At 76.1% G+C, this 13,504-nt stretch carries 14 protein-coding genes; 11 read left to right on the forward strand and 3 right to left on the reverse strand.

Annotated elements, in window-relative coordinates:
- Positions 1-31 precede the first annotated feature (31 nt).
- From ACOTKD_RS13415 to ACOTKD_RS13440, 6 genes are all read left to right on the forward strand, one after another.
- Positions 32-244 (forward strand): MbtH family protein, encoded by a 213-nt coding sequence (locus ACOTKD_RS13415; RefSeq protein ID WP_424889143.1) that lies wholly within the window; start codon positions 32-34, stop codon positions 242-244.
- A gap of 102 nt (positions 245-346) precedes the next feature.
- The gene (locus tag ACOTKD_RS13420; protein ID WP_424889144.1) at positions 347-2,821 is read left to right on the forward strand and encodes an ATP-binding cassette domain-containing protein; all 2,475 of its coding nucleotides are present in this window, start codon (positions 347-349) and stop codon (positions 2,819-2,821) included.
- Positions 2,814-4,526 carry an ABC transporter ATP-binding protein gene (locus tag ACOTKD_RS13425; protein WP_424889145.1) on the forward strand — a complete coding sequence of 571 codons (1,713 nt, stop codon included), beginning with the start codon at positions 2,814-2,816 and terminating at the stop codon, positions 4,524-4,526. The genes ACOTKD_RS13420 and ACOTKD_RS13425 overlap by 8 nt, the downstream gene beginning before the upstream one ends.
- A gap of 145 nt (positions 4,527-4,671) precedes the next feature.
- Positions 4,672-5,505, forward strand: a complete 834-nt coding sequence (locus ACOTKD_RS13430) for a siderophore-interacting protein (protein ID WP_424889146.1) — start codon at positions 4,672-4,674, stop codon at positions 5,503-5,505.
- Positions 5,502-6,590, forward strand: a complete 1,089-nt coding sequence (locus tag ACOTKD_RS13435) for a FecCD family ABC transporter permease (RefSeq protein ID WP_424889147.1) — start codon at positions 5,502-5,504, stop codon at positions 6,588-6,590. Before ACOTKD_RS13430 ends, ACOTKD_RS13435 begins: the two co-directional genes overlap by 4 nt.
- Complete coding sequence (locus ACOTKD_RS13440) at positions 6,587-7,708, forward strand: FecCD family ABC transporter permease (protein ID WP_424889148.1); 1,122 nt, start codon at positions 6,587-6,589, stop codon at positions 7,706-7,708. Before ACOTKD_RS13435 ends, ACOTKD_RS13440 begins: the two co-directional genes overlap by 4 nt.
- Here the strand turns inward: ACOTKD_RS13440 and ACOTKD_RS13445 are convergent.
- Positions 7,660-8,265, reverse strand: coding sequence for a GNAT family N-acetyltransferase (locus tag ACOTKD_RS13445; RefSeq protein ID WP_424889149.1), 606 nt, complete (start codon positions 8,263-8,265; stop codon positions 7,660-7,662). The two genes, ACOTKD_RS13440 and ACOTKD_RS13445, sit on opposite strands and share 49 nt — an antisense overlap.
- A 154-nt stretch (positions 8,266-8,419) precedes the next feature.
- On the opposite strand from ACOTKD_RS13445, the gene ACOTKD_RS13450 reads away from it, so the two are divergent.
- On the forward strand, positions 8,420-8,599 hold the full coding sequence (locus tag ACOTKD_RS13450) for a hypothetical protein (protein ID WP_424889150.1): 180 nt from the start codon (positions 8,420-8,422) through the stop codon (positions 8,597-8,599).
- A 19-nt stretch (positions 8,600-8,618) separates the two neighbouring features.
- Here ACOTKD_RS13450 and ACOTKD_RS13455 read toward each other — a convergent pair whose 3' ends face one another.
- The gene (locus ACOTKD_RS13455; protein WP_424889466.1) at positions 8,619-9,140 is read right to left on the reverse strand and encodes a DUF6624 domain-containing protein; all 522 of its coding nucleotides are present in this window, start codon (positions 9,138-9,140) and stop codon (positions 8,619-8,621) included.
- 221 nt (positions 9,141-9,361) lie between these two features.
- On the opposite strand from ACOTKD_RS13455, the gene ACOTKD_RS13460 reads away from it, so the two are divergent.
- Both ACOTKD_RS13460 and ACOTKD_RS13465 read left to right on the forward strand, forming a co-directional pair.
- Positions 9,362-10,246, forward strand: a complete 885-nt coding sequence (locus ACOTKD_RS13460) for a DUF2127 domain-containing protein (protein ID WP_424889151.1) — start codon at positions 9,362-9,364, stop codon at positions 10,244-10,246.
- Positions 10,243-11,052, forward strand: coding sequence for a maleylpyruvate isomerase family mycothiol-dependent enzyme (locus ACOTKD_RS13465; protein ID WP_424889152.1), 810 nt, complete (start codon positions 10,243-10,245; stop codon positions 11,050-11,052). The genes ACOTKD_RS13460 and ACOTKD_RS13465 overlap by 4 nt, the downstream gene beginning before the upstream one ends.
- A gap of 9 nt (positions 11,053-11,061) precedes the next feature.
- On the opposite strand, the gene ACOTKD_RS13470 is transcribed toward ACOTKD_RS13465, so the two are convergent.
- Positions 11,062-12,285, reverse strand: a complete 1,224-nt coding sequence (locus ACOTKD_RS13470; RefSeq protein ID WP_424889153.1) for an MFS transporter — start codon at positions 12,283-12,285, stop codon at positions 11,062-11,064.
- A gap of 168 nt (positions 12,286-12,453) precedes the next feature.
- Between ACOTKD_RS13470 and ACOTKD_RS13475 the strand changes: the two genes are divergently transcribed.
- The gene (locus ACOTKD_RS13475) at positions 12,454-13,212 is read left to right on the forward strand and encodes a hypothetical protein (RefSeq protein ID WP_424889154.1); all 759 of its coding nucleotides are present in this window, start codon (positions 12,454-12,456) and stop codon (positions 13,210-13,212) included.
- A gap of 108 nt (positions 13,213-13,320) precedes the next feature.
- Positions 13,321-13,488 (forward strand): CsbD family protein, encoded by a 168-nt coding sequence (locus tag ACOTKD_RS13480; protein WP_424889155.1) that lies wholly within the window; start codon positions 13,321-13,323, stop codon positions 13,486-13,488.
- Positions 13,489-13,504 lie beyond the last annotated feature (16 nt).

The raw sequence follows: 13,504 nt of genomic DNA on the forward strand, positions 1-13,504 counted from the left end.
TCAATTCACCTGCACAAAGGAGCACCTCACCATGAGCAACACCACCAACCCCTTCGAGGACAACGACGCCCGCTACCTCGTCCTCGTCAACGCCGAGAACCAGCACTCCCTGTGGCCCGCCTTCGCCGAGATCCCCGGCGGCTGGACCACCGTCCACGGCGAGGACTCCCTGCAGGGCTGCACCGACTACGTCGACGCCCACTGGACCGACATGCGGCCGGCGAGCCTCGTCGCCCGGTCCTGACCGGACCCCTCCCGAAGACCCGCCGCCGCGGGCCCGGACCGGGCTCCCGCCCGGTCCGCCCGCGCGGCCGAGCCGACCTGCTGAGAGCGGATACCTGACGTCGTGAGCACCCAACACGCCAAGCCGGAGCACCACCCCGGCCCCGCCGGCGGGCCCCCGGGCCCGCCGCCCGCCGAGGAGGCCCCGCCCGCGGAGGCCGCCCCGGGGGAGGAAGAAGAGCAGAGCCCGCAGGACCTCTCGCCCGAGCGGCGCGCGCGGGCCCGCGCCCTGCTGCGCGGCGCCCTGCGGCCGCACTGGGCGACGGTCGGCGCGGCCATGGCCGCCGCCGGCGTCCGGCAGGTCGCCTTCCTCGCCGTGCCGTGGTGCGTCCAGAAAGCCCTGGACGACGGCGTCACGGCCAAGGACGGCCACGCGCTGCTGGGGTGGGCGGCCGCCGCGCTCGTCGCCGCCGCCGTCCAGTTCGCCGGGCTGTACGGCTGGCAGTACTGGGCCGGTTCCGCCGACGCCAAGGTGGGCGCCGACCTGCGCTCCCGGCTGCTGCGGCACCTGGCCGGCCTGGACCGGGCCGCGCTCGCCTCGCGCGGCCACGGCGACCTGGCCATGCGCGCCGGCCGGGACACCGACCTCGTACGCGAATGGGTGCACGGCCTGGCCATCTGGGTCGTGCTCGGCACCACCTTCGCCGGCGTCCTGACCGGCATGGGCGTGCTCGACCTGTCGCTGCTGCTGGTGACGCTGGGGATGCTGCCGTTCCTGGTCTGGGTCAACCTGTACTTCCCGCGCCGCTTCGGCGCGGCCAGCGGCGCGCTGGCCGAGGCGCACGGCGTCCGTGCCGAGGCCGTCGCCGACCTGCTCCGGCTCGGCACCGGCCTGCGCGGCACGGGCGGCCACCGGCCGCTGGTGGACCGGCACGACGCGGCCAGCGCCACCGTCACCGACCGGACGGTCAAGGCGGCCCGGATCGAGGCGTCCTGGGCGTCCGTCGCGCCGTTCGTCCCGCGCATGGCCGTGGCGATCGGCGTGGGCGCCGGCGGGCTCGCGGTCCTCGACGGCCGGCTGACCATCGGCGGCCTGGTCGCCTTCACGTCCTGGATGGCGAGCATCACCCTCGCCACCCGCGTCCTCGTCGACCGGCTCCTCGCCCGCGGGCAGGCCGACGTGGCCGCCGCCCGCATCGACGAGGCGCTGTCCGTCGAGGCCGGCGTCACCGACCCGGCCGAGCCGGTCGCCCTCACCGCGGGCGGCGACCTGGAGCTGTCGGGCGTGAGCGCGGTGCGCGACGGCGTCACGGTCCTCGCGCCGCTCGACCTGACCGTGCGGGCAGGGGAGTTCGTCGCGGTCGACGGCGCCACCGGCTCCGGCAAGAGCACGCTGCTGCGGCTGCCCGTCCGCCTCGACGACCCGGACACGGGCACCGTCCGCTACGGCGGCACCGACCTGCGCGACGCGGCCCTCGACGACATCCGCGGCCGGATCGCGTACGTCGCCCAGCGCCCGCTGCTGCTGTCCGGAACCGTCGCCGAGAACCTGCGGCTCGGCCGCGACCTGTCCGACGAGGCCCTGCGCGATGCCTGCCGGACGGCCGGCATCCACGAGCAGATCGCCGCCATGCCCGACGGCTACGACACGGAGCTCGGCGAGAGCGGTACCGCCCTGTCGGGCGGTCAGGTCCAGCGGCTCGCCATCGCCAGGGCGTTGCTCGGCGACCCGGAGGTGCTGATCCTGGACGACTCGACGTCCGCCCTGGACACCACGACGGAGCGGGCGGTCCTGGACCGCCTGCGCACGTGGGCCGCCGGCCGCACGATCGTCTTCGCCACGCACCGCACGGCGGTGCTGGAAGCGGCGGACCGCGTGGTGACGCTGACGGCAGCGGGCCGTGCGAGTGATGCCGCCGGCCCCCGGGCCGCCGCCGGCTCCGCCGCCCCCACGACCGCGGTCCGCACAGCCGACGCCGAGGCCCGCACCGACGCCGAGGCCGGGCCAGGACGGGCCGGATCGGGCGCCGATCCCGGACCCGGCAGGACCAAGGGAACAGCCACCCGCCCGGCTGGTGCCGACGCCGACCCCGACCCCGACACCGGAGTCGCCACTGGTCCCGGCACTGGCCTCGGCACCGGCACCGGAGTCGCCACTGGTCCTGGCACTGGCCTCGGCACCGGCACCGGCACCGGAGCCAGTGCTCGGCCCGGCACCGGGCTCGACATGGGAACCGACCCCGGCACCGACCCCGACCCCGGCACTGGACCGGGCACCGAGACCGCCTCCGGAGCCACTGGGCCCGGCACCGACCCCGACCCCGGCACCGACCCTGACCTCGGCACCGGCACCGACCTCGGCACCGGCACCGACCCTGACCTCGGCACCGGCACCGACCTCGGCACCGGCACCGACCTCGGCACTGACCCCGTTACCGGCACCGATACCGTCACCGCCGCCGAACCGGCGGGCCCCCGTGTCGAATCCCGGCCCGGCAAGGGCACCGGCACCGAAGCCCGCTCCGGTGGCGGTCCCGCCGCCTCCCAGGCGGTACCCGTACCCACCCCCGTCACCACCCCGGAGGGCCCCCGTGGCTGAGCCGGTCCTGCTCCGCGAGCAGCCCGACGAGCGGCGCGTGCTGCGCCGGGCCGCTCCCTACCTGCGCCCGCACCGGCGGGCCCTCGTCGTCGCCGTCGTGGTCGGGCTGGCCGACTCCGCCGCGCTCGTGGCCGTGGCGCCGCTGATCGGGCGGGCGACGGACGCGCTGCTCGCCGACGACCGCGGCGGGCTGCTGGCCGCCGCCGCGGTCCTCGTCCTCCTCGCGGTCCTCCAGCTGGGCCTTGCCCGCGCGGGCGAACTGCTGCTGGCGAAGGCCGGCGAGAACGTGGTGCGCGGCCTGCGCGAGAAGTGCGTGGAGAACCTGGCCTCGGCGCCGCTGCGGTTCCTGGAGTCGCACCGCACGGGCGACCTGCTGCGCCGTACGACGGGCGAGGTGGCCGCGCTGGCCTCGTTCGTGCGCATGCACCTGCGCAACCTGGTGTCGGCGACGGCGACGCTCCTCTTCACGCTCGTCGTGCTCTTCGGCTACTCGTGGCAGCTCGCGCTGGTGCAGCTCGCCGTGTTCGTGCCGCTGACGTTGCTGGTGATGCGCTGGTTCCAGCGGTCCGCGCCGCGCGCGTTCGGCGGGAAGGCGACGGCGGAGGCGACGGTCGCGGCGACGTTCACCGAGACCCTGAACGCGCGGGAGGCGCTGCAGAGCGCCCGCGGCCTGCCCGGGTGGCTGCGCCGCTTCGACCGGGAGAACACCGCGGCCGTCGGTGCGGCGCGGCGTGCGATCCGGGTGGAGAACCGCATCGATCTGGTGGGCCTGATCGAGGGGTTCGCGCTGGTCGTGCTGCTGCTGGTGGGCGGCTGGTCGGTGTCGCGCGGCGCGATGGGCGTCGGCACGGTCGTGGTGTTCGTCCTGGCGAGCCGTAACCTCTTCGACTCGTTCTCGGACATCTCGCAGCTCGTCGGCGAGGTGCAGACGGCCCGCACGGGCCTGGCCCGGCTGCTGGACCTGCTGGCGGCCACCGGCCGTACCGTGGTGCGGGCTCCCGAAGAGGACCGGCCCGCCGGGGAGTTGCCCCTGCGCGGGGAGCTCGTCTGCGAGGGGCTGGGCTACTCCTACCGCGACGGTACGGAGGTGCTGCGCGGCGTCTCGCTGAGCTTCCCGGTAGGCGACCGCAGCGGCGTGGTCGGCGAGACCGGCTCGGGCAAGACGACGCTGTCGAAGCTCTTGTGCGGCCTGTACGCGCCCGACCGGGGCGTGGTGCGGTTCGCGGGCGTCGACCTGCGGGACGTCCCGGAGGCGGAGCTGCGCCGGCGCGTGGTGCTGGTGCCGCAGGAGGTCCGCATGGTGACCGGCACGGTGGCGGCCAACCTGGAGCTGGTGCACAGCGCTCCGGGCCGTGCCGCGATGGAACGGGCCGTCGCCGAACTGGGCCTGGAGGACTGGCTGCGCGACCTCGGCGGCCTGGACGCGGAGGTGGGCGTGCGCGGCTCCCGGCTGTCGGCGGGGGAGCGGCAGATCGTCGGGCTGCTGCGGGCCGCGCTGGCCGATCCCGCGGTGCTCGTCCTGGACGAGGCGACCGCGGACATCGACCCGGTGACGGCGGGCCGGCTGGAGCACGCGCTGGACGGGCTGCGCGGCGACCGCACGATCGTCGTCGTCGCGCACCGGCCGGCGACCATCGCCCGGCTGCCGCGGGTGATCGCGCTGGACGGGGGCCGGGTGGCCGGAACGATGGCCAATACACGATGAGTTAGGTTAGGGTTGCCTAAGTTCGGCCCGGAGGGGTGTTCTCCGGCCGTCCACGTGAAGCCCGGTGGCCCCCGCGCGCCCGCGCGGGGGCCACCGCAACGCGGTGCCGGTCCCGCGGCACACCCCGCCCAGATTGGGATGATCAATGACCATTGAGACGCTCCCGCCGCGCGTGCGCATCGTCCGCCACCCCCTCAAGTACCGCCTGCTGGAGGTGCGCAGGGTCGACCGCATCACCCCCTCCACGGTCCGGGTGACCTTCGCCGGTCCGGCGCTGGAGGGGTTCTGCGAACAGGCGCCCACCGACCACGTGAAGCTCTGCTTCGCCGAGTCCGGCGCCGAGCTGCCCGTCGAGCCGGTCATCCGCGACGACACCTGGATGGACGCCCCCGTGGAGCCCATCACGCGCGACTACACCGTCCGCCACTACCGCCCCGACGCGCAGGAGCTGGACGTCGACATGGTCCTGCACGGCGAGGGCGTGGGCTCCGCGTGGGCCGCGCGCGCCGAGCCGGGCATGCGGCTGGGCGTCCTCGGCCCGCGCGGCTCCGAGATCCTCCCGATGGTCCACGACTGGTACCTGCTGGCCGCCGAGGAGACCGCCCTGCCCGCGCTCGGCCGCTGGCTGGAGATGCTGCCCGCCGGCGTCCGCGTCCTCGCGTTCGCCGAGGTGCCCGGCCCGCAGGACGAGCAGGAGTTCACCACCGCCGCCGACTGCACCCTGACCTGGCTGCACCGCGGGGACACCCCGCCCGGCACGAGCGACCTGCTGGAGCGGGCCGTCCGCGCCGCCGAACTGCCCGCCGGCGGGCTCGGATACGCCTGGATCGCCGGCGAGGCCGGCACCCTCAAGCCCATCCGCCGCTACCTGCGCCGCGAGCTCGGCATGGCCAAGGAACAGGTCGACATCGACGGCTACTGGAAGCGCGGCGTGGAGAACCACGACCACCACGCGGACGAAGAGCACGAGCACGCGTGAGCACCACTGCCGCTCCCCCCACCACCGACGGCCCCCGCCCCGCGCACCACGCCGGAGGCGAGGGACCGCCCCCGGCCCGCCGCGCTCAGCACGCGCGGCGGGCCGCCGGGCTGCTCGCCTGCACCGCCCTCGTCGCCGTCCTCGCCGTGCTGAGTATCGGCATCGGCGCCAGGACGATCCCGCCCGGCGACGTCCTGCACGCCCTCCTGCACCACGACCCCGGCAACGACGACTGGGTCGTCGTCCGCACCTCCCGGCTGCCGCGCAGCCTCCTGGCCATCGGCGTCGGCATCGCCCTCGGCCTGTCGGGAGCGCTCATGCAGGCCCTCACGTGCAACCCGCTCGCCGACCCCGGCCTGCTCGGCGTCAACGCCGGCGCCGCGGCCGCCGTCGCGGGCGCCACGGCCCTCCTCGGCCTCGGCGGCTTCGACGCCTACGTGTGGTGCGCGCTGCTGGGCGCGGCCGTGGCCGCGGCGGCCGTCCACCTGCTCGGCACCCGCGGCCGGTCCCGGGCCACGCCCGTACGGCTCGCGCTCGCGGGCACGGCCGTCACCGCCGTCCTCACCGCGGTCGTCAACGGCCTGATCCTGCTCGACCCGCTCGCCCTCAACCGCTTCCGGTTCTGGCAGATCGGCACCCTCGGCGCCGCCGACGGCGCCCTCGCCCGGCAGGTGCTGCCGTTCCTGGCCGCCGGCACCCTGCTGGCCGCCCTGCTGGCCCGGCCGCTCAACGCCCTGGCCCTGGGCGACGACACCGCCCGCGCGCTCGGCGCCCACCCGGGCCGCACCCGGTTCGCGACCATGGCGGCGATCACCCTGCTGTGCGGGGCCGCCACCGCCGCCGTCGGCCCGATCGCCTTCGTCGGCCTGGCCGTTCCCCATGTGGCCCGCCTGATCGCCGGCCCCGACCAGCGCTGGGTCCTGCCCTACAGCGCCGTCCTCGCCGCGGCCCTGCTGCTCGCCTCCGACATCCTCGGCCGCGTCGTGCTGCGCCCGCAGGAGCTGGAGGCGGGCGTCGTCACCGCGTTCCTCGGAGCGCCCCTGTTCATCGCACTCGTCCGCCGCAAGAGGATCAGCGAACTGTGACCAGCCGTACCTCCCTTGCGCACCCCGGCCGGGCGGAGCGGCCGGGCGGGTCCCCGCGGGCCACGCGCCTGCGCACCCTGCGCCTCGCCCTGCCCGGCCGCCCCGGCCGGCCTGCCTTGTCCCTGCGCTGGGACCCGCGCGCCGCCGCCGTCTGTGCCGCCCTGCTCCTGGCCGCGGCCGCGACCGGCGTGTGGACGCTGACCACCGGCGACTTCCGCATCCCCGTCCCCGGCGTGCTGCGCGTCCTCGCCGGCGACGGCACCCCGGCCCATACGTACATCGTCGAGGAACTGCGGCTGCCCCGGTTGCTGACCGCCCTGCTGACGGGCGCCGCGCTCGGCCTGTCCGGGGCGCTCTTCCAGAGCGTCGCCCGCAACCCCCTCGGCAGTCCCGACGTCATCGGCTTCACCGTCGGCTCCGCCACCGGCGCCCTCGTCGCCATCCTCGTGCTGAGCGCGGGCGCCGCCTCGGTCGCCGTGGGGTCCGTCGCCGGCTGCGCGGTCACCAGCGCCGCCGTCTACCTGCTCGCGTGGCGGCGCGGCGCGGCCGCCTTCCGGCTCGTCCTCGTCGGCATCGGGGTGAGCGCCCTGCTCTCCTCGGCCAACGCCTACCTGATCGCCAAGGCGTCCTTCACCGACGCGCAGAGCGCCCAGGTCTGGCTCACCGGCAGCCTCAACGGCCGGGGCTGGCAGCACGTGTCGACGATGGCGGCCGCACTCGCCGTCCTCGCCCCCGCCGCCCTGCTCCTCGCCCGGCCGCTGCGCATGCTGGAGATGGGCGAGGACACGGCGTCGGCGCTGGGCGTACGGGTCGAGCGGGCCAAGGCCTGGGCGCTCGTCACGGGCGTGGGGCTGACGGCGCTCGCCACCGCGGTCGCGGGCCCCGTCCCGTTCGTGGCCCTGGTGGCCCCGCAGGTCGCGCGCCGCCTCACCCGCTCCCCGGGTCCGGGCCTCCTGCCGTCCGCCGCGCTGGGCGCCCTGGTGCTCGCCGTCAGCGACATCACCGCGCAGCGGATGCTGGCCCCCACGCAGCTTCCCGTGGGGGTCCTGACCGGTGTCGTCGGCGGCTGCTACCTGGTGTACGTGCTCGCGCGGCAGTGGCGCGCCGGCCAGGGCTGAACGGCGGCGCCCTCCCCGGGGAGCGCCGCCCCGGGCAGGGGGCGGGCGAAGACGCGGGAGCCGCGGTCGGGATCCAGGGCCGCCACCCACGTGCGCGGTGCCCGCGAGGCGTCCGTCTCGCGGAAGCCGCTGCGGAGGAAGGCCTCGCCGTCGCCGGTCGTCGCCGCGAACACCTCGGTCACCGACCGGTCGGAGGCGTGGAGGAGCAGCGCCGTCAGCAGCCGCGAGCCGACGCCGCGGCGCTGGCGGTCGGGCCGCACGCAGAAGTTGTGCAGCACGCCCGCCGTCCCGGTGGCCGACAGGCGGTCACCGGGGAAGGCCCGCAGGGCCACGCACCCTTCGAGGGTTCCGTGGGCGTCCTCCGCCACGAAGAACTCGGTGAACCGGGCCGCGTAGACGTGCGGTGTGCGGCGGCGCAGCGCACCGGTCCGCATGAAGGGTTCCGACAGGGCGTGGAGCGCGGGTGCGTCGGCGGCCCGTGCTCTTCGTACGCCGCCCGGTGCCGGGAGGACCGGGCGGTCCTCTCCCGTACGGACCGCCAGCGGACCCAGCCTCATAGAGGGCTCCCGGTTCTCACGTTCACCTGCAGAAAGTGAGGTAAGCCTAACCTAACTAAATCCTGCTTCCGGGGGAGGGTGCGGCTGGTTTAGCCCGGAGAAGTCCGGGAACCCGACGGGTTCCAGCCACTCTGACCATCAGGAGGCACGAACGATGGACCGGGGAAGCAGCAAGCACGGAGCCAAGCGGGACGACGAGCTGAAGAAGGAAGTGGAAGAGCTGACCCGCTCGGGCCGGCCCACCCGGACCGAGGAGTGGCGCGACGCGGAACCCCTGACGCCCGAGGAGCCGGCGGCGGAACCCGGCCCGCAGGAGCGCCGGGAACGCCCGTAGGTGCCGCGCGCCGCGGCGGTCACGAGAACCGGGCGACGTACTCCGCGTACGGCTCGATGCCCGCCTCCGCGCGCAGCTCGTCCACGCGCCCGGGCTCCCGGCAGGGCCACGGCACGGGCGCGCCGTCCTTCACCCCGGCGATCTGCGTGCCGCAGACCTGCTCGTACCCGTCGTTGACCAGCACGCGGTCGCGCAGGAACGCCAGCTCGCGCGCGCCGGCCGCGCCCCGCGCCACCGCCTCCTCCAGCAGGCCCAGCGCCCTCCGCTGCACGTCGAGCTGCCGGTCGGCGTGCTGTGCGACGAGCCAGGCGGCGCGGGCCGCGTCCTCGCCGACGAGCTCTGCGGTGGGCCAGCCGAACTCGTCCATGATCCGGGCCAGCCGGTCGCCGTGCCGGGCCGTCAGGCGCCGCCAGGCCAGCTGCTCGGCCGGGTCCTCGCTGTGCGCGCCGGGCGCGGCGCGGTGGTCCGCCTCCGCCATGCCGGTGAGCTCCGCGGCCAGTGTGTCCAGCGCTTCCCGCGCGGGCCTGCCGTCGTGTGTCACGTCCACTCCCAAGGTGATGGTGCCGGGGTCCCCACCACCGTAGGGGCGCGAACCGAGACGAAGATCATTCCGAGGGAGGGTGACAGGCCCGCCCGGGTGCGGGGATACTGAATACACCCCCTGAATCCCGGCCCCGTGCGGCCCGACCGGCCATACTCGTGCCCTGGAGCGGCCCGCAGGGCCCGCGGTGGCCGAGCCGGGCGCGGAGGGACGGTGAACGCGTGAGCGACGGGCCGGAACTGACGGCCGCTCCGGGCGCGCGCCCCGAACGCCGCCGCATCCGGTACGAACTCGTCGAATGCGCCCTGCACGGACACTGCCTGGCCGGCACGGACGCCGCGGCCGTACGCCCCGCCGACGCCCTGCTCGTCCGCGAGGACGCCGCCGGCCTGCGCTGGCACCGTTGCCTGCGCTGCGACGCCTGGCTGGCCCTGCCGCCGCCCGCACGGCCCGGGCGGGAGGTGCCCCCGGACCGCGAGGCCGTCGAGCTGCCCCTGCGTGGCCGCCCGTTGCGCGACCGCTACGTCCTGCGCCTGATCGCCCTCGACCGCATGCTGCACTGCGCGGTCCTGACCGTCCTCGCCGTCGCCGTCTTCGTCTTCGCCCGTGAAAGGGAGCGGCTCAGGGGCCCCTTCTACCGCTTCGCCGACGCCCTGCAGAACGGCGTCGGCGGCCCCACCGGCGCCCACGGCCGCGGCCTGCTCGGCGAAGCCGAACGGGCCTTCGCCGCCCACGGCCGCACCCTGTGGGCCATCGGCGCCGTCGTCGCCGCGTACGCCGTCCTCGAAGGCGTGGAGGCCGTCGGCCTGTGGCGGGCGCGCCGGTGGGCCGAGTACCTCACCTTCGTCGCCACGTCCGTGCTCCTCGTCCCCGAGGTCTACGAACTCACCGGCCACGTCAGCGCCTCGAAGGTCCTCACCCTCGTCATCAACACCGCCGTCGTGGTGTACCTGCTCGTCGCCAAGCGCCTCTTCGGGCTGCGCGGGGGCGGCCGGGCCGAGGCCGCCGTCCGCGCGCACGACATCGGCTGGGAGGCGCTGGAACGGGTACACCCCGGCTCCGGCCCAGGCGGCGCCCCGGCCCCGGGCCGTACCGTGGCCCCATGAGTACCCTGAGCTTCGACCGCTGCTGCGCCGAAATCACCGCGCAGACCGATCTGTTGAGGTCGCACGTCAAGGGCGCCGACATGCGGGCCCGCGTGCCCTCCTGCCCCGGCTGGAACCTCGGCCAGCTGCTGCGCCACATCGGCGGCACCCACCGCTGGGCCGAGGAGACCGTCCGCACCCGGGCCACCGGGCCCGTCCCCGACGACCCCGTCGGCGACGCCGCCCTCGCCCGCTACACCGACGAGGACGGCGCCTTCCTCGACGCGTGGCTCGCCGAGGGCGCCGCCCGGCTCGCCGCGACGCTGCGCGAGGCCGGCCCCGGCGCGGAGGTGTGGTCGCCCTCCGAGGAGCGCTCGGCGGCCTTCTGGGCCCGCCGCATGACGCACGAGACGGCCGTCCACCGGGCCGACGCCGCGCTGACCACCCGCGCCGACTACCAACTGGATGAGGAAGTCGCCCTCGACGCCCTCGACGAATGGATGACGTTCGCCTCGTACGCCGAGGCCGCCGAGACCCCGCCGGGCGGCCCCGCCCTGCTCGGACCCGGCCGCACGCTCCACTTCCACGCCACCGGCCCCGCACCGGGCACGACGGCGGGGGAGTGGCTGGTCGACCTCACCGGCGACACCGCCCGCTGGAGCCACGCCCACGCCAAGGCCTCCGTGGCCGTGCGCGGCTCGCTCACCGACCTCGTGCTGTTCGTCTACCGGCGCCCCACGCCCAGCGGCACCGGCGGCGTCGAGATCCTCGGCGACGAGCCCCTGCTCGACCTGTGGCTGGAGCGCTCGGGGTTCTGGCTGAAGTGAGGGGCTCCGTCACGGGCGGGGGCCGGACGGCGCCACCGCCCGCACCGCCGGCAGCGCCAGCACCGCGGCCACCGCCGCGAGCTGCCACACCGCCCCGAACCCCAGCACCCCCGACGTGCCCACCAGCACGGACACCGGGCCCGCCGCGGCCAGCCCGGCCGGGCCCAGGACGAACGCCCCGAACGACCCGTAGGCGCTGACCCTCGCGAGCGCGCCGGGCGGCACCTGCTGCTGCGTCGCCGTCGCGTACAGCGTCCCGCAGACCGCCGAGCCGGCGCCGGCGGCCAGCGCTGCAGCACATATCCACGGCAGCGCGCGCCCGGTGGCGAGCGCGGCGGAAGGCAGCGACCAGGCCGCCGTGGCAGCCGTCGCCACGAGCAGCGGCCGCCGCGGCCGCCGGCCGAGCACGGCGGCGCCGCCGGCCACCGCGCCCGCCCCGTACACCGCCATGACCAGCCCCCACGCCGCCGCGCCACCCAGCCGCCGCTCGGCCACCACCGGGCCGAGCACGAGCAGCGGCGCCCACACGAACAGGTTGAACAGGCACACGTGCGCCGAGGTGACCCACAGCCAGGTGCGCGAGCGGAACTCCTCCCAGCCCTCCCGCAGCTCCGCGGCGAACGAGGCGCCCCCGGCCGCCCGCGGGCCCGCTCCGGGCAGCAGGGCCAGCGCCACAATGCTCACCCCGTAGCTCGCGGCGTCGAGCGCGAGCACGCACGACGGGCCCGCGACCGCCGTCAGGACGCCCGCGAGGGCCGGCCCCGCGACGGACGCCGCCGAACGCGCCACGCCGAGCAGGGCATTGGCGTCCTGCAGCGACTCCTCGCGGGCGATCCGCGGCACGAGCGCGTCCAGTGCCGGAGTGAACAGGGCCTCCCCGGCGCCCCAGAGCGCGACGAGGACGATGAGCAGTCCGAAGTGCGGCGGCCCGCCGAGCAGGGCCAGGGCCAGCCCCGCCTGGGTCAGGCAGCGCAGGGCGTCGGCGGCCAGCATCACCCGGCGGCTGCCCAGCCGGTCGGTGACGACGCCGCCCGCCAGGAGGACGACGACGAGCGGCAGGATCCGCGCCGCCAGGACCTGGCCGAGCTCGGTCCCGCCGCCGCCGGCCCGCAGGACCGCGAAGGCCAGGGCTATCGAGGCCATCGACGACCCGAGCAGCGACGTGGCGTAACCGGTGAAGAAGAGCCGGAAGTGCCGCTCGCGCAGCACCGCCGGACGAAGATCGATCGACATGCGGGCAGCGTGCACGGGGCGCGGGCGGACACGCTAGGACCCGGCGAAATGAACTTGAGTTGAGGAGAGTCAACTTATCCTGATGACAGGCCCGATGCAGCTGCCGTTTACTGCGGTGGATTCCGTCGGCGGCCGACCGCTGACCGGGCCCATGGAAGGAAGCGCGCCGTGAACCGTCCCGTGGAGTACGCCGTCGCCGCCGAGCGGTACCTCGCCGCCTCCGCCCTGAGCGCCGGATCACGCCGCGTCTACGGCATCGCCCTGGCGACGTGGGCCTGGGCGCTCGTCGACCGCACGCCGCCCGCGGGGGAGGGCCGCCGCAACGCCCCGCCCCCGTCCGTCCCGCTCGCCCTGCTCGACGCCCCGCGGACCGCCGGCCGGCTGCACCACGCCTTCACCGCCCGCGCGGCATCCGTCGGCGCCCGCACCGCCAACCGCGAACTGTCCGTGCTCTGCAGCGCCGTCGCCTGGTGGCGCGCCCGGGGCTGGGTGACCGGCGACCCCACCGCCGCACTGCGCCCGCTGCCCGTCCCGCAGGCACGGGGCGCGGCGCGCCCGCTCTCCCCGCACGAGGCCGGCGCCGTGCTCAGGCTGCCCGCCCCCTTGCGGGAACAGGCCTTCTGGCACCTGCTGCACGAGACCCGCGCCCCCATCGAGCGCCTCCTCGCGCTCGACGTCGACGACCTCGACCTCCCCGGCCGCCGCACCCGGACCCGCCGGCACCCGCCCCTGCGCTGGGGCGACGGCGCGGCGCGGCTGCTCCCCCTCCTCGTCCTCGGCCGCATCGAAGGACCGCTGTTCGCCAGCGCCCGCGGCCGCCTCTCCTACCGTCGCGCGGCGGAGACGTTCACCGCCGCCACCCGCCCCCTCGACCCGCGCGGCCGCGGCTGGACCCTGCGTCAGCTGCAGGGGGCCGGGGAGCGCTAGGCGTGCCGCCGGAGCGCGCGTCCGGCGCTGCGGTTGCGGGGCCCGGGGGCCGGCCGGAGGGTGGATTCCGGCAGAACCCCCTTCAACGCACGCAAGGGAGACCCCGACATGGGCAAGGGCAAGGCGAAGGCGAAACAGGTCAAGGGCAAGCTCAAGGAGACCGCCGGCAAGGCGACCGACGACAAGCGGCTGGAGGCGGAGGGCCGGGCCGAGAAGCTGACGGGCAAGGTGCAGGAGTCCGCGGAGAAGGTCAAGAAGTCCATGGGCGGGCGCTAGCCCCCTCGCGTCGAGC

Source organism: Streptomyces sp. XH2, assembly GCF_049725035.1.
GTDB lineage: Bacteria > Actinomycetota > Actinomycetes > Streptomycetales > Streptomycetaceae > Streptomyces > Streptomyces roseoverticillatus.